Annotated in this window: 20 protein-coding genes; 4 read left to right on the forward strand and 16 right to left on the reverse strand. The window is 46.1% G+C overall.

What is annotated here, in order from left to right:
• The first annotated feature begins 10 nt into the window (after nucleotides 1-10).
• Nucleotides 11-1,555, forward strand: coding sequence for a M17 family metallopeptidase (locus ACN0RF_RS05090; protein WP_417438247.1), 1,545 nt, complete (start codon nucleotides 11-13; stop codon nucleotides 1,553-1,555).
• Between the two features lie 86 nt (nucleotides 1,556-1,641).
• Here the strand turns inward: ACN0RF_RS05090 and ACN0RF_RS05095 are convergent, their stop codons facing one another.
• Nucleotides 1,642-2,241, reverse strand: a complete 600-nt coding sequence (locus ACN0RF_RS05095) for a Yip1 family protein (protein ID WP_287795909.1) — start codon at nucleotides 2,239-2,241, stop codon at nucleotides 1,642-1,644.
• Nucleotides 2,242-2,439: 198 nt separating this feature from the next.
• Between ACN0RF_RS05095 and miaE the strand changes: the two genes are divergently transcribed.
• Nucleotides 2,440-3,222, forward strand: coding sequence for a tRNA isopentenyl-2-thiomethyl-A-37 hydroxylase MiaE (gene miaE / locus ACN0RF_RS05100; RefSeq protein ID WP_417438248.1), 783 nt, complete (start codon nucleotides 2,440-2,442; stop codon nucleotides 3,220-3,222).
• Nucleotides 3,223-3,266: 44 nt separating this feature from the next.
• Here miaE and ACN0RF_RS05105 read toward each other — a convergent pair whose 3' ends face one another.
• From ACN0RF_RS05105 to ACN0RF_RS05115, 3 genes are all read right to left on the reverse strand, one after another.
• Entirely contained in the window at nucleotides 3,267-4,550 is a 1,284-nt protein-coding gene (locus ACN0RF_RS05105) for a dicarboxylate/amino acid:cation symporter (protein ID WP_417438249.1), read from the reverse strand.
• Nucleotides 4,551-4,646: 96 nt separating this feature from the next.
• On the reverse strand, nucleotides 4,647-5,645 hold the full coding sequence (sohB, locus tag ACN0RF_RS05110) for a protease SohB (RefSeq protein ID WP_417438250.1): 999 nt from the start codon (nucleotides 5,643-5,645) through the stop codon (nucleotides 4,647-4,649).
• A 72-nt stretch (nucleotides 5,646-5,717) separates the two neighbouring features.
• Nucleotides 5,718-8,123: a VolA/Pla-1 family phospholipase gene (locus tag ACN0RF_RS05115; RefSeq protein ID WP_417438251.1), complete on the reverse strand. Its 2,406-nt coding sequence runs from the start codon at nucleotides 8,121-8,123 to the stop codon at nucleotides 5,718-5,720.
• A gap of 186 nt (nucleotides 8,124-8,309) precedes the next feature.
• Here ACN0RF_RS05115 and ACN0RF_RS05120 point away from each other — a divergent pair, with 186 nt between their 5' ends.
• Nucleotides 8,310-9,062, forward strand: a complete 753-nt coding sequence (locus tag ACN0RF_RS05120; RefSeq protein ID WP_417438252.1) for a YciK family oxidoreductase — start codon at nucleotides 8,310-8,312, stop codon at nucleotides 9,060-9,062.
• Between the two features lie 81 nt (nucleotides 9,063-9,143).
• Nucleotides 9,144-10,214: a WD40/YVTN/BNR-like repeat-containing protein gene (locus ACN0RF_RS05125; RefSeq protein WP_417438253.1), complete on the forward strand. Its 1,071-nt coding sequence runs from the start codon at nucleotides 9,144-9,146 to the stop codon at nucleotides 10,212-10,214.
• Between the two features lie 13 nt (nucleotides 10,215-10,227).
• On the opposite strand, the gene ACN0RF_RS05130 is transcribed toward ACN0RF_RS05125, so the two are convergent.
• The 12 genes from ACN0RF_RS05130 to ACN0RF_RS05185 all read right to left on the reverse strand — a co-directional run bounded on the left by ACN0RF_RS05130 (nucleotide 10,228) and on the right by ACN0RF_RS05185 (nucleotide 21,824).
• On the reverse strand, nucleotides 10,228-12,345 hold the full coding sequence (locus ACN0RF_RS05130; protein WP_417438254.1) for an aminotransferase class V-fold PLP-dependent enzyme: 2,118 nt from the start codon (nucleotides 12,343-12,345) through the stop codon (nucleotides 10,228-10,230).
• 56 nt (nucleotides 12,346-12,401) lie between these two features.
• Nucleotides 12,402-12,614: a (Na+)-NQR maturation NqrM gene (nqrM, locus tag ACN0RF_RS05135; protein ID WP_034819948.1), complete on the reverse strand. Its 213-nt coding sequence runs from the start codon at nucleotides 12,612-12,614 to the stop codon at nucleotides 12,402-12,404.
• An 11-nt stretch (nucleotides 12,615-12,625) separates the two neighbouring features.
• The gene (locus tag ACN0RF_RS05140) at nucleotides 12,626-13,654 is read right to left on the reverse strand and encodes an FAD:protein FMN transferase (RefSeq protein WP_110012662.1); all 1,029 of its coding nucleotides are present in this window, start codon (nucleotides 13,652-13,654) and stop codon (nucleotides 12,626-12,628) included.
• 3 nt (nucleotides 13,655-13,657) lie between these two features.
• A complete protein-coding gene (gene nqrF, locus ACN0RF_RS05145; protein WP_011234296.1) occupies nucleotides 13,658-14,884 on the reverse strand; it encodes an NADH:ubiquinone reductase (Na(+)-transporting) subunit F in 1,227 nt (408 codons plus the stop codon).
• A gap of 36 nt (nucleotides 14,885-14,920) precedes the next feature.
• Nucleotides 14,921-15,529 (reverse strand): NADH:ubiquinone reductase (Na(+)-transporting) subunit E, encoded by a 609-nt coding sequence (nqrE, locus tag ACN0RF_RS05150; RefSeq protein ID WP_110012797.1) that lies wholly within the window; start codon nucleotides 15,527-15,529, stop codon nucleotides 14,921-14,923.
• A 5-nt stretch (nucleotides 15,530-15,534) separates the two neighbouring features.
• A complete protein-coding gene (locus ACN0RF_RS05155; protein ID WP_417438255.1) occupies nucleotides 15,535-16,167 on the reverse strand; it encodes an NADH:ubiquinone reductase (Na(+)-transporting) subunit D in 633 nt (210 codons plus the stop codon).
• Nucleotides 16,160-16,936 (reverse strand): Na(+)-translocating NADH-quinone reductase subunit C, encoded by a 777-nt coding sequence (locus ACN0RF_RS05160; RefSeq protein ID WP_417438256.1) that lies wholly within the window; start codon nucleotides 16,934-16,936, stop codon nucleotides 16,160-16,162. Before ACN0RF_RS05160 ends, ACN0RF_RS05155 begins: the two co-directional genes overlap by 8 nt.
• The gene (locus ACN0RF_RS05165) at nucleotides 16,929-18,131 is read right to left on the reverse strand and encodes an NADH:ubiquinone reductase (Na(+)-transporting) subunit B (RefSeq protein ID WP_417438257.1); all 1,203 of its coding nucleotides are present in this window, start codon (nucleotides 18,129-18,131) and stop codon (nucleotides 16,929-16,931) included. Before ACN0RF_RS05165 ends, ACN0RF_RS05160 begins: the two co-directional genes overlap by 8 nt.
• A gap of 2 nt (nucleotides 18,132-18,133) precedes the next feature.
• Nucleotides 18,134-19,474 (reverse strand): Na(+)-translocating NADH-quinone reductase subunit A, encoded by a 1,341-nt coding sequence (locus ACN0RF_RS05170; protein WP_417438258.1) that lies wholly within the window; start codon nucleotides 19,472-19,474, stop codon nucleotides 18,134-18,136.
• Nucleotides 19,475-19,648: 174 nt separating this feature from the next.
• The gene (gene fabV, locus ACN0RF_RS05175) at nucleotides 19,649-20,827 is read right to left on the reverse strand and encodes an enoyl-ACP reductase FabV (RefSeq protein WP_034819919.1); all 1,179 of its coding nucleotides are present in this window, start codon (nucleotides 20,825-20,827) and stop codon (nucleotides 19,649-19,651) included.
• A gap of 84 nt (nucleotides 20,828-20,911) precedes the next feature.
• On the reverse strand, nucleotides 20,912-21,232 hold the full coding sequence (locus tag ACN0RF_RS05180) for a BolA family protein (RefSeq protein ID WP_034819916.1): 321 nt from the start codon (nucleotides 21,230-21,232) through the stop codon (nucleotides 20,912-20,914).
• 115 nt (nucleotides 21,233-21,347) lie between these two features.
• Nucleotides 21,348-21,824, reverse strand: a complete 477-nt coding sequence (locus ACN0RF_RS05185; RefSeq protein ID WP_273024865.1) for a hypothetical protein — start codon at nucleotides 21,822-21,824, stop codon at nucleotides 21,348-21,350.
• Between the last annotated feature and the right edge of the window lie 64 nt (nucleotides 21,825-21,888).

Raw genomic sequence — 21,888 nt, forward strand, 5'->3', positions numbered from 1 at the left:
GGTTTAACCTATGGCATTTGCACAACTGCAAATCGTCAGCTCGCTGGCTGACGCATACTCAAAAGATGGTGCTGATGCACTTATCTTAATTGGAAATTTTGATTCTATTGACGATTCCGCTCTGGCTGAGACTATCCAGCAGGCACAAATTACCGATCAAAGAGTGGGCAAACAACCCTTACTGTTGAAGGCTGACGGCGTTCCCGGACAGCGTTTGGTCGCTGCGCCTACCGGGCCGTTAAACCGTGACTTCGACGATGTCCGCCAGGTTTTCGATGCAGCACATGCGGCAGCAAAAGTTGCGCAAGATGCCGGTGCCCGCCACCCGGTTATCGCGTTGAATAATGTCAATGTGAATGACGAGCGTTATCAGCAAGCCTTTTTAGCCGCTTACCTTGGCTTTTGTCAGGCACTTTACCAGCCACTGGAAGCTCGCGAAGCTCATGGTGAAGAAGCCATTGAACCGACTCAGAACGTCATTTTAGTTGGAGAGCTCGACGCTGAATGGGCTATGGCAGTTGAAGCCGGTAAACGCGTTGCCCGCGACCTTGCAGGTACCGAACCTGAGCGTATGGCACCACCTAAATTCGCTGAGTATTGCCGCCAGGCCTTTGCCCACACTTCGGTTAAGGTCACGGTTAGTGATGACTACCAGCAGCTACAGCATGAGTATCCTCTACTGGCAGCCGTTGGTCGCTCGTCAATGGCTGTAGAGCGTCACCGCCCTTGTGTTATTCGCCTTGAGTACCACGGTAATAACCCGGAACGTACGGTTATGTTTGCCGGTAAAGGTATTGTTTACGACACCGGTGGTGCTGACTTAAAAACCGGTGGGCATATGGCCGGTATGAGCCGCGATAAAGGCGGTGCTGCAGGCGTTGCCGGCTTCTTAAAAACGGTTTCGGAATTACAGCCAGAACACCTTAATGTGATTGCTGAAATTGGCGCGGTACGTAACAGCATTGGTTCGGATGCTTTTGTTGCCGATGAAATTATTACCGGCCACAGCGGCAAGCGTGTTCGCATTGGCAATACCGATGCCGAAGGTCGCCTGATAATGGCCGACTTGTTGTCGCATTTGCGCGAAGAAGCGTCGAAAAGTGACGGCGAACACGAGTTGTACACGGTAGCAACTCTGACAGGCCACGCAGCCCTTTCAAAAGGTCCATACAGCGCTCTGGTACCCAATGGCCATGCACGTCGTCAAAATCTGGCTCAGGCTCTATTCAATGCAGGCGAAACCTATGGTGACCCAACAGAAATATCCTGGTCCCGTCGTGAAGACTTTGACTTTGTTAAAGGCCGTACTTTATGCGATGACCTGTTGTCATCTAACAACGGTCCTTCTGCCGCTACGCCACGTGGACACCAATTCCCAATGGCATTTCTGACCGGAGTATCCGGTCTGGACAATCATGGCATTGATAGTGAGCATCCAATAAGTTATATCCATATTGATATTGCCGGTAGCGGCGTGGAAGGCGGAGACTGGCAACACGGCAAACCAACAGCAGCTCCGGTTACTTGTCTGGCGGGTCATTACCTGAAGAAATAACCTTTACGAAAGTACTTTATTGAAACAATAAAAAATGCCCGATTCTGATTAAACAGAACCGGGCATTTTTTTATTTAGCATTTACGTTAAGAAATAAAGTCTGGTCCAAAACCATTGGTCCATAAAATGGCGGTGGTTGCCATTAATACAACCATAGCAATAAGACCCGCGGTCACTACCGAGCTCGCGTATAGGAAACCACGTTCTTCCGGAATGTGCATAATAACCGGTAGACCTGAGTAAAGCAGGTAAACCGAATAAGCCACGCCAATAAGGAAAACCGACGCAACAAACCACAATTCAGGATAAACTGACGCTATTCCCGACATAATAACCGGAGTTGCCGCGTAAGCTGCTAATTCAAGCGATTTCGTATAACTGGGATCAGCACCAAAGGTTTTTGCCATCCAGTAAATTAAGTAAGCCAACGCAAACGTGGCTCCCAAAATACCAATATACATTGCAACGCCAAGCATGACGCCGCTGCTTTGGGTAAGATAAATGGACTCGCGTGCACCGACACTCCAGCCAATATGAGCTGAAGCGTAGTAAGCGGCCAAGCAAGGTAAAATTGCTACCAGTAAAATATGAGAACACGAATAAAGAAAGCTCTCACGCTTGCTGTCTATCGATTTCCACTCTTGCGCTGGATGGGCGTATAACCCCCAAATATGATTCAGTATCATAATTTCACTTCCCCATAGTTCGCGGTCATACCGCCGAATTCGTAAATACGTTATAATTTTTGACGCGGGTACTGCTGAAAAATTCACCCCATGCATCTAATATTCAGCACCATCTGTATTCTGTCAAGGCCTTTTGTTATAGAACAAAGGGTTAGTTGTTAATTTATTATTACACCTTTTACGCCAAGAAGGATCGCTGTGAATTATAGTCTCGTCGAACCCTATCTAAATCTGCTCGACCCAATACACTCGTTTTTACTTTGCCGAACGCCTTCAGAGTGGGTTAAGCAGGCGTCGCTGGCTGAGAATCTGCCCGTCATCTTACTGGATCATTTACACTGTGAGCTAAAAGCGGCTCAAAGTGCAGCCTTATTGCTGCGCCGTTATGCCGTTAATAAAGACCACGGACAAACCCTGCTTGACGCTCTGCAGCCATACGAAGATTTGGTTTATCGCGGCCTTGGGAATTTTCAGCAACTTAAACAAAGCAAGCAGTTGTCTCACGCTCTACAAGCCGCTGAGTCACAACCATACGCCGACGAAATTATTGATAAAATGTCCCGTTTAATTCGGGAAGAGCTGCATCACTTCCAGCAGGTTCTTGAAATAATGCAGGTACGAGATGTGCCACTTTATAAGCTCAGCGCATCGCGTTACGCCGCCAGCCTGATCCGGCATGTACGCACTTACGAACCGCAGGCTTTAATTGATAAATTAATTATAGGCGCTCTTATTGAAGCACGCTCTTGTGAGCGTTTTGCCGCACTCGCACCTTATCTGGATGAGGATATAGCCCGCTTTTACGTGTCCCTGTTACGTTCAGAAGCACGCCATTATCAGGACTACCTGGAATTAGCGCAGAAGCTAAGCGATACAGACATTACTGAGCGGGTTAATCAGTTCAGAGAGTGGGAAGCGGAATTAATTACATCTGACGATACTGAGCTACGTTTTCACTCAGGAGTACCGGTGCACGCTTAATTGTGCACCGGCTCTCGGCGGATTATCTGGATAAACCTCAATCGCTAAAGTTCTTCCAGTTTTTTGCCAGCCTCTTTGTCATAATAAACATCTTCATCAAAGTCGCCTTCGGAGCGAGCAACTACGCAGCTGACCATAGCGTCACCGGTTACGTTAACTGCAGTCCGGGTCATATCCAACAAGCGATCCACCCCGATAATAAGGCCAATACCTTCAACCGGTAAACCAACTTGCTGCAGCACCATGGCAAGCATAATAAGCCCAACGCCAGGCACTCCGGCAGTACCGACCGATGCGAGAGTTGCCGTCATAATCACCATAAGGTATTCAGCAACACCTAAGTCCAGCCCATACACCTGCGCGATAAAGACGGTGGCAACACCTTGCATAATAGCCGTACCATCCATGTTGATGGTAGCGCCCAGCGGCACAGTGAAGGAACCCACACTGTTACTAACGCCTAAACGACGGGTAACGGTTTCTAAAGTGATAGGCATAGTCGCATTACTGCTTGCGGTGCTAAAGCCAAACAGTTGAGCGTCACGCATCTTACGCATGAAAAGTCCCGGCTTAACCCGGGCAAGAACGCGCATAAATAAGGGGTAAATAATTAAACCATGAGCGAGCAGCACAAACAGCACAAGCAGGAAGTACTTCGCCAGACTGCCTATCATTTCCACGCCAATTTCCGTAAACAGCTTAGCCATTAACGCAAATACACCATAGGGCGCTACGCTCATCAGAATAACGACTAGCTTCATAATGACCGAATTCAAATCATCGAAAAAGCCTTTTAAACGTTCACCCGGCTTACCGACTAAGGCCATGGAAATACCGAACAACAATGCAAACACAATAATTTGCAGCATATTGCCTTCGGCCATAGCATTAATCGGGTTATCGGGGAACAAGTTAACAATAACTTCACTAACCGACGGCGCTTCGCTGGGCTCAAAAGTGGCGTCCGAAGCGCGCTCAATGCCAGAGCCTGGCTGCACCAAAATTGCCGAACTAATCGCAAAGGTAATCGCTATTGCCGTGGTGATCATATACATGCCAACAGCTTTACCACCTAAGCGTCCAAGCTTACTCGGGTCACTTAAGGAACAAGTGCCGACCACCAGTGACACAAATACCAGTGGCACAACAAGCATTTTCAAAGAGGTAATGAATATTTGACCAACAACGTCGAAAAGACCATTGGTTAAATACAGAGAGACCCAGGCATTATCACCGGCAACGTAACGAATAATGGTACCGAGAATGATCCCAGCAACCATGCCGATAACAATACGGCTAGTCAGGCTGAGTTTTTTCTTTTCGCTCATAAGCGTCCTTTATTATTCATTCTAAAAAACTGCGACAGCCTAGCAGAAAGCTTTTAAATAAGCAGCTATAAAACTGTAAGCCTCGCTGAACACCTTCTATTGTGCGACATCTGACCGGGTTAAGGAAGATTTTAAGGTGTGGATAATAACAGACATACCTTTCGCAAAACGTTCACTTAGCGGTTTACGGATAACATACTGTAATTGTAATACATCAAAACCTTTATGCTGCTTCATTAACCACGCGTCACTGGTCGTCACTTCATCAATTAAGCCAAGCTCTTTTGCTTCCTGACCTGACCAGACCTCGCCTGTTGCAACTTTGTCTATATCCAGCTCACTGCGATTTTCCTGGACAAAAGACTTAAACTGACGATGAATGGCTTCTAAATCCTGTTTAAACTTACGACGCCCTTCATCGGTATTTTCGCCGAAAATAGTCAGAGTGCGCTTATATTCGCCAGCCGTTAATTGTTCAAAATCGACATTATGCTTTTTCAAAAGACGGTGGAAATTCGGTATTTGTGCAACCACACCTATTGAACCGATAAAGGCAAAAGGTGCCGCGAGCAGTTTATGACCGACACAGGCCATCATATAACCACCACTTGCCGCGACCTTATCAATAGCCACATTAACGGTTAAGTTGTGTTCTCTTAAACGCAGTAACTGAGCCGCCGCCAGCCCATAACCATTGACGACACCACCGCCACTTTCCAGCCTCACCAAAACTTCATCTTTTTCAGTGGCCAAGTTTAAAATGGCATTGACTTCATGGCGTAAGCTATCGACTTCCTTCGCGTCCATACTGCCTTTAAAGTCTAGAACAAAAAGCCGTTTCTCTTTGTTCTCCACAGCCTTCTTTTTCTTTAACGCTTTTAGTGCTTTTTTCTGAGCTTTTTTATCCATAAGCTCAATTTTCAATTGTTCACTGAGCTCATTCAGCTCTTTAGATAAATGCGTGACTTGTAAGTCACCTTTACTCTTTTTCTGCTTCTGCGCCGCCTGAGCAATAAGGCCTACAATAAAACCAACAGCCACCACAATAATAGCGGCTTTTAGTAAAAAGCCTCCAATATCAGCAACAAAATCCATACCACTCTCCTAAAACGAAAAAGGCCAGCATAACTGCCGGCCTTTGAATACAAAGTGTTCAATAACCTAGGATTATTCTACCACTTCTTCGTTGGTTACTGGTAACTGCAACATGTCGGCTGCAAACCAGAAAGCAATTTGTTGCTGCATTTCTGCAGTAACATCTGCTGATGCAGAAGAATCAACTAACGAGCCATGCTCTGCATCGCCACCAAAGCGAACGATGCCTGATACCGGCGTGGTTCCATCTTCAGATGTTGTCGTAGTTGAGATGCCCTGCAGACCAAGCAATGCAGCCAAAGGTTCTGTTCCCGCCAGTGGTTTATTCTCCACTGAATTCGGGATAACAGCATCATCAATAGCTTCTATCACATGAATGGGTGTTTCCGATGCGACTACGCTACTTGCATAGTTAACAGGGTCACCTGAATCGATAACGGTCTGAGCTGCAAAGGCGAACTGTTCAAGAGTTGCATTAATTTGCGCGACTTGCTGTTCTGACGCTTGTGCCATAAATCCTGCATAGAATTCTTCAAGAGTGGCGCCGCCAGCGATAGCCTGGTCGGCCGCAGCTTTAAATTCTGGATTAGATGAATACAGCAAAGTTGCTTTAATCGTCGGCCCGAAGCTGTCAGAAGCCAATAGGAAACTCGCTATGCTACCACCAGGCATACCTAAACTTGAGGCTTGAACAGAAAACTGGTTATCAAGTGACACAAGCGGACTGTCTTCACCAAAAGAGGTGTTAGCCAAGGCAGTGAAACCTGTGCCGGCAATTGCCCCCAAAGAGTGTCCAACAAAGTGCACATCACTTCCGTCAAGTTCAGCACCATCACCTGCGATAAAGTTATTCAAACTAACGCGTAAACCGACTAAGTCAGCAATCGATTGACGCAAATTATCGCGTGTCGTAAGCAAGCTGCTCAGATTCATATAAGTTGTAACGTTTTCTGTGCCGGTAGCGGTAATATCAAGATTACCATCGCTATCAACATCAAAGCCTCTATCCCCATGCAGTGGATGATCAATGGCAACAGTTGCAAATCCAGCGATAGCTAACGTCCCGGCAATAGCCGCTGCATTAGATTTATCCTGAGCGATACCGTGTTGGAAAATCACCACAGGCCAACCGTCAGCAGGCGCAGTTAAAGCAGGCAAAGCAGGATCCATTCCGGCGCGAACAGCATTTGCTGTTGCCAAATCAGGAATAGTCACAAAAGCATTAACCGTTTCAGTATCCTGAACAGTCGGCACTGGGTTGTATTTAGTCAAATGGCGCTCTTCATCAACGCCTGGCAAGTCAATTCCATTTGGCTGAGCAATACAGGTTTCAACCAAAGTCTGGATAACTTCTGCTTTATCGGCTGCTATCGACTCTTGAGTGATACCAAGAGTGCCATCAGGAATGGCTCCGCTTTCAATGCCGCCGACGATAGATATCGGACTATCACATTTTGCCGTCCAACGACCTGTTATTGGTGCAGTAGGATTTTCAGCACTAGGTATTGGAGAGTAATAAGGTAAGTCTACTTGTCCGCCATATACTTTTGCCGCACTCGCTGCGGCAAGCGCATTTGGATCGGTGATACCTGCGTCAGTCAAGTCTTCATCTAATGTTCGACCTAAATATGCTGCTTGCAGTTGTGGAGTATTACCAGCCGCCATTTTCTGTCCCAGCAAGGTTTTTGTCATACCCAAAACATCACCCACAGACTGTGTAGTAAAGTTCGAGCTGTAAATCACGCCTTCAGAGTCTACACCATACTGCTCTAAAGAACCTTCATAACTGTTAACCAGGCGCTGCAGAGAGACTGCACTTGCATCACCTGAAACAGGCTTCTCATCGGCATTACGCTTCATTAATGTATAGGTTTGTGATGGTTTAACATCGCGACCGAGGGAGTCTTGAATATTGTCGGTCAATACCACCAGGTAACCGGTTTTAGGTTTGAATGGACGCAGTGGTACAACGGCAACACTGCCCTCACCCGTTGCTTTAACCGTAAAGTCGGTATTGTGTTCAAGCTCACCTGTTACGGCACATACAGCCGCAGGATTTGCAGCGGCACATTGCTCAGAAACAGCGCTGCCGCCCTGAATCGTTTCAAATACCCGTATTGAACCCTGAGCTTCCAGGCTCGCAGCTTCAATAGTGACTTTCTCACCGTTTTCATCAACTGGTAATGAGAAATTAAAAGTTAAGGTTGAGTGCGTACCCCAGCCATCAAGCCCATTGATAGCAACCTGAGGGTTTGCTATATCTGACACATCTTCAACTGGCAAATTCAACGTGCCATCAGTTGAACCGCTTAATAAGATGTTAGTAGGCGCAGATAAAGCACCATTGGACGGGTCAAAAACCACGCGTGACGCAGCAACGCTAACTTCGGTTTCTGTAACAGGAGCTTCGTCGCCGCTGCCGCAGCCTACCAGGCTAAGTGCAGAACCAATCGCAAGCGGGAGTAATAATTTCTTCATGAGGTATCCTCAATTCTTTTTTATGATTTGTTATTTTACGGCTTCTCTTAACGATTTTTATACACCGGTATCAAATAAGATGAAAGGCTTTTTACCGATTTTTCGTTCGTTTGCTGAGAAGTTACTCGAATATCGTTACAATAGCCCACTCACCCGACCACAGTCCAATGGTATTAAGAAACTGTTATGGAAATTAAAACCGTACATGATTATCAGGCAAGCCCTGAATTATTGAAAAATAAGGTTATTTTAGTTACTGGTGCAGGCGACGGAATTGGTCGTCAAGCCGCTCTGAGCTACGCCGAACATGGCGCTACAGTCATTTTACTGGGGCGTACTGTTAGCAAGCTGGAGTCAGTTTATGACGAAATTATCGCTCAGGAAAGTCCTCAACCAGCAATTATTCCGCTGGATTTAAAAGGCGCAACAGAAAGTCATTATCGTGATATGGCGGCCACCATTGCCGATCAGTTCGGCAAATTAGACGGTGTGCTGCATAACGCTGGGCTACTTGGCATTCTGTCCCCTTTTACTCACATTGAAAAAGACAGCTGGGACGACATTATGCAGGTTAACGTAACGGGTCAGTTTGCCATGACTCAGGCACTGATTCCGGTAATGGAAAAATCTCCGAACGCATCATTAGTTTTCACGTCTTCCGGCGTAGGAAGAAAAGGCCGGGCATTCTGGGGACCATATTCTGTCAGTAAATTTGCTACCGAAGGTATGGCTCAGGTTATTGCCGACGAGTATGAAGATACCAAATTACGCACCAACGTCATTAACCCCGGTGCGACCCGCACATCAATGCGGGCAAAAGCGTATCCGGCAGAAGACGCGAAGTCGCTTAAAACGCCAAAAGATCTGATGCCAACTTATTTGTATCTGATGAGTGACGACAGCATTTCTGATAATGGATTATGTTTCGACGCCCAGTAAACCGGCAGCTTCGAACTGACGTATCGGTAAAAAGGAAACGTGTTACACTCAATAACATGCATAATTAATTAGGTTACGTCTATGACATCGAAGCTACAGCAGCGAGCCGTTAATATACTTAGGCTCGCTTTGCCTTTCAGCGCATTGTTCAGTTTGTCAGCAGTTGCTGAGCCCCCGGAAATCGAAGTTTTTGACAACGTCCGCCAGCAACAGTGGGTGGGGGTGAGTCCGGTTAGTCGCGATACTATTTGGATCTCCGGTGAGAAAGGAACTGTAGCCAGAACTACCGATTCAGGAAAAAGCTGGGAATATTTTCAACCCGGACCTGGTGACCTCGATTTTCGCGATATTGAAGCTATTGATGACCGCCGCGCCTATGCGTTAAGCGTTGGTACCGGTGGTCAGTCACGTATTTACTACACTGAGAATGGTGGTAACAGTTGGCGTCTGCGTTATCGCGGCGAGGCGGACAGCTTTTTCAACTGCATGGCACTTTCTCCTAGCGGCGAAGCCTGGGTACATGGCGACAGTGTTGGAGACGAATGGCGGATGGTACGCAGTGCCGATGGCCGCAACTGGATGCAAGTTCGCAGCGCGGTCGCCGAGCCGCCTCAATCTAACGAAGGTGGTTTCGCCTCAAGTGGCAGCTGTGCCCGCTTTAATAAAGACAACTGGATGATTGCAACGGGTAATGCTGATAAAGCTCGAGTATTAATTAAAGGCTCGTTTGGCATTCGCTTTCGTGTGGTAGAAACACCAATGGAAGCAGGGCCTATGGCGGGCATCACCAGTGTGTGGCCTATTGACGATAAAACCTTTTATATTGCTGGTGGTGATTTAAATGATGATTCTGGCGATGAAAATCGCTTGTGGCATTATCAAAACAACGAATTTGAAGCCTTGCCCGGGCCGCCAATTAAAGGTGCTCTTTATAGCTTAAGCCTGGTCGACCACAAGGGTTCCTGGTTGCTGACCTCTAACCCTCAAGGCGCAGCAGCATTAGACCTACAGAATAATGAGTGGTTTAAGCTCTCTGATGCCAATATCTGGAATATTCAGTGTCATGGGGATATCAGCTGCTGGCTGGTTGGTAAAGACGGTTATGTGGGTCGTTTGCAATGGCAGGCGCCGCAACAGCGCCCGAAACTCTAGCGATTAACGCACATTAAGCCGCTGGAGAACTCAATAAAGCCAGCCCACCTAATAAGTGACGGCTATTAAAACCGTGTCGCTTAAGCACATTAGCTACCACCTGGCTTCTGTTGCCTGAGCGACACAAACAAATAATATCGCGCTCACGCAAGTGTGAATTACTGTGTATAAATTGAATGACTTCGGTCAGTGGTACATTAACCACCTCTGCATTGCAGGGAATATCGGACAATACGTGCTCCTGCCGCTCCCGCACGTCAACAATTAATAAATCATCGCGATGCCAGAATTCGTCAGTATCCCCCACCGGAATATTAACTCCATCATCAACACGACAGTCACCGTTTAATTCACAAGGCGTGTAAACAATATGGTGCTCTGAGTCTTGCCCCGGGCAAATAAGCGTACTCTCGCCAATAAAGCACTCATAAGTGCTTGAAGCTGCCTCAGACCCGGTAAATAAAAAGTCTGAACCCACCCGGCTTTTCAGCGCAGCCGATTCACTTAATACATAAACCGGATTACGGTTACCGACTCGAAATAAACGTCGCTCACCGATACTCACACAGCCACTGACACTGCCTTCGCATTCCATTGGAACCACGTCACAGGAATCAGTAGCAGACTTAGGCCAGCCAAACACATCGTACTCGTCTATTGACTGCTCAGGCATAAGTATTGGTAATAACAACTCAATAGACTGGCTGGTAATTGAATCAGCGGATGTCGATACCACCGCTTTCACTTGATAATGCTGGCAGCTGACAATATTCTCAATTCTGCCAGCCAAAGCCGGATGAGGATCGATAACGGCTATTTCTTTAGCTTGCTTATCTATTACCAGGTAACAGCAATGATCATCGTACTTCAGTTGCACAACACCGTCTAACTGAGCGTCGTTATCGTTATTCGTGTCCGCAACAATCAAGCAGGAATTTCTCAATGCATCAGCAGCTTGTTTTATACGTACACAAGCCTCAGTAATTTCCTCTTGTCGCGTTGCCGGACCAAAAGATAATCGAATAGCAGAACCGCTGCGCCACTCTTCCAGCCCCATAGCGTCTAAAACAAAGCTTTTTGTTACCTTAGAACTGCATGCAGAGCCTGAACTCACTCTTATCTGACAGGCGTCAAAAACATCCATAATATCGCGCGAGGCAACTCCTTCTACGGAGAAGTTCAGCGTAGTAGGAACCGAGCGCTCAAAGTCATGGTTAAATACAATAGAAGGGAAAGCTGACCGTAGGGCTTCAATCAACTGAGATCGATAATCCTGTAATTTAGCTTCACTATGAAAGCGACGGTTACTATCATCCAGCATCAATTCAAATAACGCATTTAATGCTGCTATTCCCGGTAAGTTTTCGGTTCCGGAACGCAGACCTGACTCTTGTCCTCCACCAATAATTAGAGGGGTATAAGGGGCTGAATCCCGAACCGCCATAAACCCAATGCCTTTCGGCCCATAAAGCTTATGACCACTAAACGGAGCGTAATCAATGGTTGTTTCATCTAAATTAAGAGCTTTTTTCCCCAATACCTGAACGCAGTCAACCATCCAGGGTACATCCGGGCTTTGCTGACGTATTGTCTCTTCCAGTTGTTTTAAGTTCTGAATAACACCGGTTTCATTGTTAACTGCCATAGTACATATCATGGCAGCATCTTTGACATGCTCAGCAATAAACTGGTTATCCAATAAGCCTTGTTTATCAACTGGAATGGCAACAAGCTCAGCTTTCAGTCCAAGTAACTGATTCCAGTGAGCCAGGGCCTGGGGAACAGCTTTATGTTCTGTCGCACCATACAGGAGGTATTTTTTTCGCTTATCGGGAGCAACCTGCATAGCCGCGTGAATTGCAGAAACCACAGCCGTCTGAATGCCTTCTGTCGCGCCACTGGTAAAAATAAGTCGCCCCGACTGCAAGCCAACAATTTTGCGAGCTAACTGACGTGTGGTATCCAGAATATAGCGAGCTTTTAAGCCCGTAATATGGCTGCTTGAAGGGTTACCAAAAACCGTTTCCATCGTATGCGAAACAGCCTGGATAATTTCGGGAAGTACCGGAGTGGTAGCATTACAGTCCAGATAAAGTTCGTTTGCGTTTGTCTGAATATCTACTGGTTTCATGCCACCCTCCAAATTAACTAAAAGTTATATGTTTATAACCTTTATGACTAAAAGGGTCAATGAATCTGGTTTTCTTTCCAGGCTTGTTCCTTTTTCATCCTGTCTTTTCGCTTGTCACATGGTTCATCACAGTCACAGGCTTTTTCCATGCCCAGAGCGCCAATTCCCCCACAGCTACCGGAAATTGTCTTGCGCTGTACAATATAGCCAACGGCCATCGCCAGCACAACGATAATAAATAAGGCGAATACCATTATAAAGGTTTGCATTAAAACTCCTACTACTGCTCGGCCAACAACGGCTTAAATGCATCACTCATATACTCTTCAAAACCGTTTTCGGTTTTATAAATGAGCATCACTGCCATATTGTGTCTTTTTGCGAAGGACTTTGCTCTTTCCGTCCCCATTACAAATAAAGCAGTTGCATAAGCGTCGGCAGACATTGTGTCCTCGGCATAAACTGAAGTAGAAACCAAGTTATGCTGCACAGGAGCACCGGTTACCGGGTTAATAATATGCGAATATCGTTTACCATCTTCTTCATAGTAATTGCGATAATCACCCGATGTCGCCAAAGCGCCGTCTTTAAATTGGACAACATGTTGCACCGCACGTTCCGTTGAAACCGGTTTTTCTATCGCCAGGCGCCATAATGCTTCATCCGGTTTGCCGCCTTTTGCGATAACCTCACCGCCAATTTCCACCAGGTACTGCTTTATACGCAACTGATCCAATAAGTGAGCAACTCTGTCGACGCCGAAGCCTTTGGCTATAGTAGACAGATCGACGTATAGATCCGGGTTGTCTTTAATCAACTGATGATTTTCTACGCGTAGTTTCTGATAGCCCGTTTTTTCCCGAACCGCATTCAACTCTTCTTCAGACGGTTCTTTTTCTGGTCTTGCCTGAGGACCAAAGCCCCAAAGATTCACCAGAGGACCAACGGTTATATCCAGAGCACCTTCCGTTTCCTCAGCAATTTCGAGACCACGATTAACTACCCGTTCAAGGTCACGGCTAATAACCATAGGTTGGGTACTTTTAAACTGATTAAACTGTGAGAGTTCAGACTCTGGATCATAAGTCGACATTTGTGCATTAACTCTTTTGAGCACTATATCAACTTTCTTCTGAATCTCTTCTTTGTTGTGCCTGGGATCCTTAGAGTAGACAGTGACACTATAGGTGGTTCCCATAGTCTTACCGCTAAAGGATATTTTCTCAGGTGCATCAGAACAAGAAACTAAAAAGGCCAGCCCCAGAAGGGCTAGCCAAATTTTAGCAATCGACAGTTTCGATAGCATCATGAATTAACCACCAAAGTCATCCAACATGATATTTTCGTCTTCAACGCCTAAGTCTTTCAACAAGTTGATAACTGCCGCGTTCATGACCGGTGGTCCACACATGTAGAACTCACAATCTTCTGGTGCGTCGTGGTCTTTAAGATAACGCTCATAAAGAACGTTGTGAATAAAGCCAGTATCACCTTCCCAATTGTCTTCAGGCTGTGGATCAGACAATGCCACGTGCCAGTCAAAGTTTTCATTCTCTTCGGCCAGCATGTCGAAATCTTCAACATAGAACATTTCTTTTTTAGAGCGGGCACCGTACCAGAATGAAACCTTACGATCCGTTTTTATGCGACGCATCTGATCAAACAAATGAGAACGCATTGGTGCCATACCAGCACCACCACCAATAAAGACCATTTCAGCGTCAGTGTCTTTGGCAAAGAATTCACCAAATGGACCTGAAATTGTGACTTTGTCGCCTGGCTTCAGACTGAAAATGTACGATGACATTTTACCTGCAGGCAAGCTTAAGTCGTTAGGTGGCGGCGTCGCTATACGGACGTTCAGCATAATAATGCCTTTCTCTTCCGGATAGTTAGCCATTGAATACGCACGCACAACTTCTTCGTCAACTTTAGACTCAACATCAAAGAAACCGAAACGATCCCAATCTCCGTGATATTCTTCAGAAATATCAAAGTCTTTGTATTTAACGTGATGCGGTGGAGCTTCAATCTGAATGAAACCACCCGCACGGAAAGGCACTTCTTCGCCTTCCGGCAACTGAACAATAAACTCTTTAATAAAGGTTGCCACGTTGTCGTTAGACTTAACCGTACAGTCCCACTTGCGAATACCAAAAACTTCTTCTGGTAATTCAATTTCCATGTCCTGTTTCACGTTAACCTGACACGAAAGACGACAGCCTTCACGAGCTTCACGTTTGGTAATGTGGTCAAGTTCGGTCGGCAGTATGTCACCACCACCCTCTTTAACTGTGACACGACACTGGCCACATGAACCACCACCACCACAAGCTGACGAGACGAAAATACCAGCATTAGCCAGCGCGCCCAAAAGTTTAGTACCTGGCTGGGTCACGATTTTTTTGTCTTCGTCGTCATTAATCAGGATTTCTACATCACCCTGAGGTACCAGCTTTGATTTTGCGAACATAATAATCGCAACCAAAACCAGTACGATGATGGTAAACATCCCTACACCGAGATATATCTCTTGCATCGATTCGTACCTTTTTTTACCGATTCAACACACTGGTTATAAGGATACGCCGGAAAACGACATAAAGCCCAAACCAATCAGACCCACTGAAATAAACGTGATACCCAAGCCACGCAGGCCATCAGGTACATCTGCATATTTCAGTTTTTCGCGCACTGCAGCCAAAGCAACAATAGCTAAAGCCCAGCCAACACCACTACCAATTCCGAACACAACGGATTCGCCGAAATTGTAATCACGCTCGACCATGAAAGCTACGCCACCAAAAATAGCGCAGTTAACGGTAATGAGTGGCAGGAAAATACCCAGTGCGTTGTACAATGCAGGCACATATTTATCCAGCGTCATCTCCAGAATCTGTACCAATGCCGCAATAACACCGATAAAGGTCAGGAATTTCAAAAAGCTTAAGTCTGCATCCGGGAAGCCTGCCCATTCCAGAGCACCTGGCGCCAGAATGTTGTGATAGATTAAATTGTTTACTGGTACTGAAACACCCAGTACAACAATAACCGCCACACCCAGACCAAATGCCGTTTTTACTTTCTTAGATACAGCCAAAAACGTACACATACCTAAGAAGAAGGACAATGCCAGGTTTTCAATGAAAACCGCGCGGATGAACAGGTTGATATATTGTTCCATAACCATTACTCCTTAGGTTCAACTTGTTCAGTGCGGAAGGTACGCAGTACCCAGATAAACCCGCCAATGATGAAGAAGGCGCTTGGTGGCATCAGTAACAAGCCAACCGGTTCGAACCAACCACCTTGTGATGCCAAAGGTAAAATCTGTACATCAAACAAGCTACCAGAACCAAAGAGTTCACGAATGAAGCCAACAACCAACAGCACCACTGAGTAACCTAAACCATTACCCAATCCGTCCAGGAATGACATAAACGGAGTGCTCTTCATAGCGTAAGCTTCTGCGCGCCCCATAACGATACAGTTAGTAATGATTAAGCCAACGAACACTGACAACTCTTTAGAAATTGAGTAAGCGTAAGCTTTTAGTATCTGGTCAACGACAATAACCAAGCTCGCAATAATTGTCATTTGGACAATAATACGTACGCTTGACGGAATATGATTCCGTATAATCGAAATAAATAAGTTAGAGCACGCGACAACCGCAGTTAGCGCAATACACATAACCAAGGTGTTGCTCATTTTTGACGTTACAGCCAATGCAGAACAGATACCAAGAATCTGTAATGCGATGGGGTTGTTGGCGAATATCGGCCCGAATAATACGGACTTCATTTCTTTTGCATTAGCCATTGTTCAACTCTCCCTCACGAAGTTTCTTGAGTAATGGACCGTAACCATTTTCGCCCATCCAGAATTGAACCAGGTACTCAACACCATTACTGGTCAAAGTTGCACCAGAAAGCGCATCAATTTCGTGCTCGCCTTTGGCGCCGCCTTTTACCACTTCAAACTGGACGTTACCGTCCTCGCCGTAAACTTCTTTACCTTGCCAAGTTTTCACCCAGGCCGGGTTAGTGATTTCACCACCAAGCCCTGGAGTTTCAGAGTGCTCGTAGAAGTTAACGCCTTTAACAGTGTCAAAGTCGCCTTCTAACGCCAGCAAGCCGTACATGGTTCCCCATAGACCCTGGCCACGAACATGAAGAACAAGACCTGTTGGTTCGCCGCTTTCATCTTTAACAAGATAAATCTGTGTTAAATTTTCGCGGGTACCTAAACCAGCAGGGTCGTTCTTTTTTTCAAGTTTTTTACTTCTTTCAGGGTCACTCGCTGCTTTGCGATTGCTGAAAGATGTCGGGTCAATGTCATCCTTAACGGATAAATCTTCAAGGCTGACAACCATGGTATCGATGCGTTGCTTGTAAGTTTCAACAACGTCGGTATCGGCTTCCAGAATACCGGCAGCATCCAAAACGTTCTTTTGCATATCAAGTGCCGCATTCTTTTCCTGCATTGGTTTCAAACCAATAGCAGCACCGGAAACAACAATTGAGCAAACCAGGCAAAGCGCCAGCACGACACCAACGGTCTTGCCTAAACTTTCATTTTTCTTAGCCATTGCGCGCTAACCTCCGTTTGATATTTGCCTGTGCTACAAAGTGGTCAAATAACGGTGCAAATACGTTAGCAAATAAGATGGCCAACATGATGCCTTCCGGGAATGCCGGGTTAATGACACGAATCATGACCGTCATAAAACCAATTAACAAGCCGTACGCGAACTTCCCTTTATTGGTAAAGGACGCTGATACCGGGTCGGTTGCCATAAACATCATTGCAAAGGCAAAACCACCCAATACTAAGTGCCAGTACCAGGGCATTGCGAACATTGGGTTTGTCTCACTGCCAACGAGGTTCAGTAAACCGGAGAACAGAACCATACCAGCAAAGACACCCAGGACAATACGCCAGGAGGCAATACGGAAATAAATTAACGCTAAACCACCAACCAGAATAAGTAAGGTTGAAACTTCACCTACTGACCCCTGAATGTTACCAAGGAAGGCATCCCACCAAAGCTGGGTGTTACCGTAATCCATTTCCCCCAGAGCCGCTTTACCCAGGTTTGTCGCGCCAGAAAAGCCGTCGACAGCCGTCCAGATGGAATCACCTGACATACTGGCCGGGTAAGCAAAGTATAAGAATGCACGACCGGTTAGTGCCGGGTTAAGGAAGTTGCGACCAGTACCGCCAAAAATTTCCTTACCGATAACGACACCAAAGGTGATACCTAAAGCAACCTGCCATAATGGCGTTGTTGCCGGCAAAATCAGGGAGAATAAAACCGAGGTAACGAAGAAACCTTCGTTAACTTCGTGCTTACGAATAGACGCAAACAACACTTCCCAGAAACCACCAACAATAAAAGTAACCGCATAAATAGGTACGTAGAAACAGGCACCATACCAAAGTTTCGTGCCCCATCCAGCATCGGCTCCAAGTTCACCACCGAACAAGTGGAACAATCCAACCTGCCAGATATCAGAAAGCGCATAGCCGTCAGCCAAAGCCAAAGCAGCCTGGTTACCAACGTTGTACATACCCCAGAACATTGCCGGGAACGTCATCATCCACACCAGGATCATAATGCGCTTAAGGTCGATACGGTCACGAACATGCGTAGCCGACTTAGTCACAGTACCTGGTGTGTACAAAATAGTGGCTACGGCTTCGTAAAGCGCGTACCACTTCTCGTATTTACCGCCTTCTTCAAATTGCGGTTCAATACGCTCGAGTGTGTCTTTCAAGCTCATGGTTAGCCTTCTTTCTCAATCTTAGTGAGACAGTCACGCAGCACCGGGCCATATTCGTACTTCCCGGGGCAAACATAAGTGCACAATGCGAGGTCTTCCTCGTCCAGTTCCAGACAACCCAACTGCTGACCTTCATCAGTATCCCCTGATAACAAGTCACGCAGCAGTAATGTTGGCAAAATATCCAAAGGCATTACGCGTTCGTAGTTACCAATTGGAACCATTGAACGTGAAGAACCATTCAGTGACGTTGTCATGCTAAATAACTTCTTCGGATTAAAGTGTCCGGCATAAGCGCGTGTAACTGAGTGCAAGTCCGAGCCAGGACGTATCCAGCCCAGAAACTCTTTATAATTGCCTTCCGGAATAACGCTAACCTGATTATGGAAACGACCTAACCAGGCGTGTTCGTTATCCGCAGTGTGACCATGCAGGACTGACCCTGAGATAATACGTTGATTATCACCACTTAGCTCACCATCCGTTAACTCATGCAAGTTAGCACCTAAGCGGGTGCGCAGCAGGCGAGGCTCTTTAACGCCTTCACCGGCAACCGCAACAACGCGGTCAGTAAAGATTTCACCTGTAGTGAATAACTTACCGTAAGCGATAACGTCCTGATAACCAATATGCCATACCGGGCGTTTAATGCTCGCTGGCTGAAGGAAATGTATATGAGTACCAACCAAACCTGATGGATGAGGGCCGGAAAAAGACTCCAGCGTGACATCTGCGTCGCCAGTATCAACTTCAGCGTCACCCGCTTTACAAACAAACAATTTGCCTTCGGTCAGGTTAGAAAGAACCTTCAGACCATCAATGAAAGCTTGTTTCTGTTCATTTATAAATAAAGTTGGGTCGCCAGCTAACGGGTTAGAATCCATCGCGTTGACAAAAATCGCGCTGGCTTCTGCATCTAATGCCGGAGTTTTGCTGTAAGGACGGGTACGAAGCGCAGTCCACTGACCAGACTCAACCAGAATGTCCTGAACTTTCTCACGACCTAATGAATTGAGCTTGTCGCTGTCAAATTTATCAAAAGTAACCTGCTCGTCACCTTTCAATTCAATAACAACCGCCTGCAATACTCGGCGCTCACCACGCAGGATGTCTTTTACTACACCAGCCTCGGGGGCTGTGTACTTGACACCAGGGTTTTTCTTATCCTCGAAAATCAGCTGACCTTTTTTAACCTGGTCACCTTCTTTCACGTGCATGGTTGGGCGCATACCCACGTATTCTTCACCTAGGGTAGCGACTGTCGTCACAGCCTTACCGTCGGATAGTTCTTGCTGGGGCGCCCCTTTAATAGGGATGTCCAGCCCTTTCTTGATCGTAATCATATGCGTTTGCACTACTCGTTAAGGGAAGATTCATCACAACCAGCCACCGGGGCTGGAAACCTGAATAATCAAATAGTTACCGACACAAACAACCGCCTTCAGGGGGCTTGTCATCGGCAACCTGAAACATTTTCCACACTTATCGTTGGGATTTTAGCATTTTTCCCACAACGCTTACCAGTTTACTTTTGGATCAATATCCGCGTCATAATCGACATTATCGAAGCCAAAACCGAATAAGTGCAGGAACTCCTGATGATACCCTTCGTAATCGGCAAGTTGATGGAAGTTATCCTGAGTTACTTGCTCCCAGAGTGCTTCTATTTTTGCCTGAGTTTTATCGTTGGTTTCGTAGCCGTCCATGTGAAGCCGGCCTGCGTCATCCAGCTCCGGATTACTATTATATAGACCTTCAGTAAACAGGCGGTAAATTTGTTCGATACAACCTTCGTGCGTGCCTTCTTCTTTCATCACTTTATAAATTAATGAAATATACAGCGGCATAACAGGAATAGCTGAACTCGCCTGTGTTACCAACGCCTTTAATGAAGAAACGTAAGCTTTCAGATTAAGATCATCGCATTCGGTGACGAGCTCTGATGCCGCGCGATCCAGATCTTCTTTTGCGCGGCCGATGGTTGCATGACCGTAAATTGGCAATGTCAGTTTTTTACCTATGTAAGTATAAGCAGTGGTTTGACAGTTTTCGGCCAAAACGCCCGCATTATGCAGAGCTTTAACCCAGCGTTCCCAGTCTTCACCGCCCATCACTTTTACGGTATTGGCAATATCTTCATCGGTAGCCGGATCAAGTGTCACTTCGTGTACCTGATCTTTGTCCGTATTGTAGGTTTTGGTTGTGTATTGTTTGCCTATTGGCTTTAACACTGAACTGTAGACTTCACCGCTATCGGGGTCTTTACGTTTAGGTGATGCCAGGCTGTAAACAACGAGGTCAATTTTCCCCATGTTTTGCTTAATGTAATCGATACTTTCCTGCTTAATTTCATCAGAAAATGCGTCGCCATTAATTGAATGGAAAGCTAAACCGGCTTTGTTCGCTTGCTGATGAAAAGCGGCGGTATTATACCAGCCAGCTGTCGCTGTTTTCTTTTCTGTAGGCTCTTTTTCAAAACACACACCAAGAGTATGGGCTTCGCTACCAAAAGCAGCCGTAATTCTTGACGCGAGTCCATAACCTGTGGAGCAGCCTATGACTAATACATTCTTGGGGCCATTGGTAATGGCAGGCTTATTACGGACAAATTCGATTTGACGTTTGACGTTTTCGGCGCAACCCACCGGATGAGAATTGGTGCAGATAAAACCGCGAATTTTTGGCTTAATGATCATATTGATGTGTCCCTGTTGTTCGCATTATTTCGGCTATTGTAACCAATCAAACGACAGGAACACATCAGACATGCGGAATTTTTCTTAATTTGCCGCTATTTTCGACCCACCCAGGCAGTTGGGTGAACGTCTGGACTCTCCCAGTTGCTCCCACTCACCTTGAGTATAGGTGTGTAGCGCCAATGCATGGATATGATTCATTAATTCATCCGCTAAGATTTTATTAACCGCACGGTGTCGGTTAATAAGTCGCTCACCGCTGAACTTCGGAGTAACTAAGACCACTTTAAAGTGAGATTCAGCATTAGCACCACCCGAGTGCATATGGCTTTCGTCCGCCACTTCCAGATGCACCGGAGTAAACGCTTCGCGCAACTTATTTTCAATATTTAGCCCAATAGACATAACTGCTCCCCTCTGCGTTTGCCTCTAATCTTCAGTTTAGATTACTTATACTGAATCGCAGAAAATTTTTACAAAAACCTGCTAACTCTACGAATTTTCGACAAATAAAGTTTGTTCAATATTCAGAGTCATCAACTGCCGCATGACAAACTTCCTCACTTGAGGATAAGCTAACGACAGCAGGAAAAACTGCATCCACAACTTCGCCTTTTGAGGCAGAGGCCGGTTTAACCACGTGATAGCGTTGTGCACTGACATTTCCTTCTGCCTGCCACAGTAAAACATCGGTTTTATCAAAAAGCCTGGACAAGGCATCTAAGCCCTCGCTTCTGTATGGGGGAAACGCGGTACTTTCTCCCGATAATCGCCAACCTCTGAGCTCTGCCTCCGATGCCAGCAAAGCCTCATTAATGCGGTTACGACAAAAGCTGAGCTCAATCGTTGCCCGACTCAACTGCCAGTTAGCATTAGGCAGTAACTGTTCGTCCAGAGCTTTAACTTCAGCGCTGCGCAAATCGGTTGTACCTTCCTGACCGCAGCCACTAAGAACTGCGAGGAATAACCCTGCCACCAAAAAATTTTTAAAAGTCATAAGGAAACCTCCAAGGCTTGATATTATAACTGAAAAGCGCAGATAAACCGTTGTCTTAGTGTTA

It is taken from the genome of Idiomarina sp. (assembly GCF_048260185.1).
Lineage (GTDB): Bacteria > Pseudomonadota > Gammaproteobacteria > Enterobacterales > Alteromonadaceae > Idiomarina.

Excerpts from the sequence above, each read along its gene's own strand:
- ACN0RF_RS05180 (WP_034819916.1), bottom strand. The coding sequence starts at position 21,232 with ATGTCTATTGGGCTAAATATTGAAAATAAGTTGCGCGAAGCGTTTACT.
- ACN0RF_RS05125 (WP_417438253.1), top strand. The coding sequence starts at position 9,144 with ATGACATCGAAGCTACAGCAGCGAGCCGTTAATATACTTAGGCTCGCT.
- fabV (WP_034819919.1), bottom strand. The coding sequence starts at position 20,827 with ATGATCATTAAGCCAAAAATTCGCGGTTTTATCTGCACCAATTCTCAT.
- ACN0RF_RS05165 (WP_417438257.1), bottom strand. The coding sequence starts at position 18,131 with ATGAGCTTGAAAGACACACTCGAGCGTATTGAACCGCAATTTGAAGAA.
- ACN0RF_RS05185 (WP_273024865.1), bottom strand. The coding sequence starts at position 21,824 with ATGACTTTTAAAAATTTTTTGGTGGCAGGGTTATTCCTCGCAGTTCTT.
- ACN0RF_RS05105 (WP_417438249.1), bottom strand. The coding sequence starts at position 4,550 with ATGAGCGAAAAGAAAAAACTCAGCCTGACTAGCCGTATTGTTATCGGC.
- ACN0RF_RS05140 (WP_110012662.1), bottom strand. The coding sequence starts at position 13,654 with ATGATGCTATCGAAACTGTCGATTGCTAAAATTTGGCTAGCCCTTCTG.
- ACN0RF_RS05090 (WP_417438247.1), top strand. The coding sequence starts at position 11 with ATGGCATTTGCACAACTGCAAATCGTCAGCTCGCTGGCTGACGCATAC.
- sohB (WP_417438250.1), bottom strand. The coding sequence starts at position 5,645 with ATGGATTTTGTTGCTGATATTGGAGGCTTTTTACTAAAAGCCGCTATT.
- ACN0RF_RS05160 (WP_417438256.1), bottom strand. The coding sequence starts at position 16,936 with ATGGCTAAGAAAAATGAAAGTTTAGGCAAGACCGTTGGTGTCGTGCTG.
- ACN0RF_RS05130 (WP_417438254.1), bottom strand. The coding sequence starts at position 12,345 with ATGAAACCAGTAGATATTCAGACAAACGCAAACGAACTTTATCTGGAC.
- nqrE (WP_110012797.1), bottom strand. The coding sequence starts at position 15,529 with ATGGAACAATATATCAACCTGTTCATCCGCGCGGTTTTCATTGAAAAC.
- nqrM (WP_034819948.1), bottom strand. The coding sequence starts at position 12,614 with ATGCAAACCTTTATAATGGTATTCGCCTTATTTATTATCGTTGTGCTG.
- nqrF (WP_011234296.1), bottom strand. The coding sequence starts at position 14,884 with ATGCAAGAGATATATCTCGGTGTAGGGATGTTTACCATCATCGTACTG.
- ACN0RF_RS05155 (WP_417438255.1), bottom strand. The coding sequence starts at position 16,167 with ATGGCTAATGCAAAAGAAATGAAGTCCGTATTATTCGGGCCGATATTC.
- ACN0RF_RS05170 (WP_417438258.1), bottom strand. The coding sequence starts at position 19,474 with ATGATTACGATCAAGAAAGGGCTGGACATCCCTATTAAAGGGGCGCCC.
- ACN0RF_RS05120 (WP_417438252.1), top strand. The coding sequence starts at position 8,310 with ATGGAAATTAAAACCGTACATGATTATCAGGCAAGCCCTGAATTATTG.
- ACN0RF_RS05115 (WP_417438251.1), bottom strand. The coding sequence starts at position 8,123 with ATGAAGAAATTATTACTCCCGCTTGCGATTGGTTCTGCACTTAGCCTG.
- ACN0RF_RS05095 (WP_287795909.1), bottom strand. The coding sequence starts at position 2,241 with ATGATACTGAATCATATTTGGGGGTTATACGCCCATCCAGCGCAAGAG.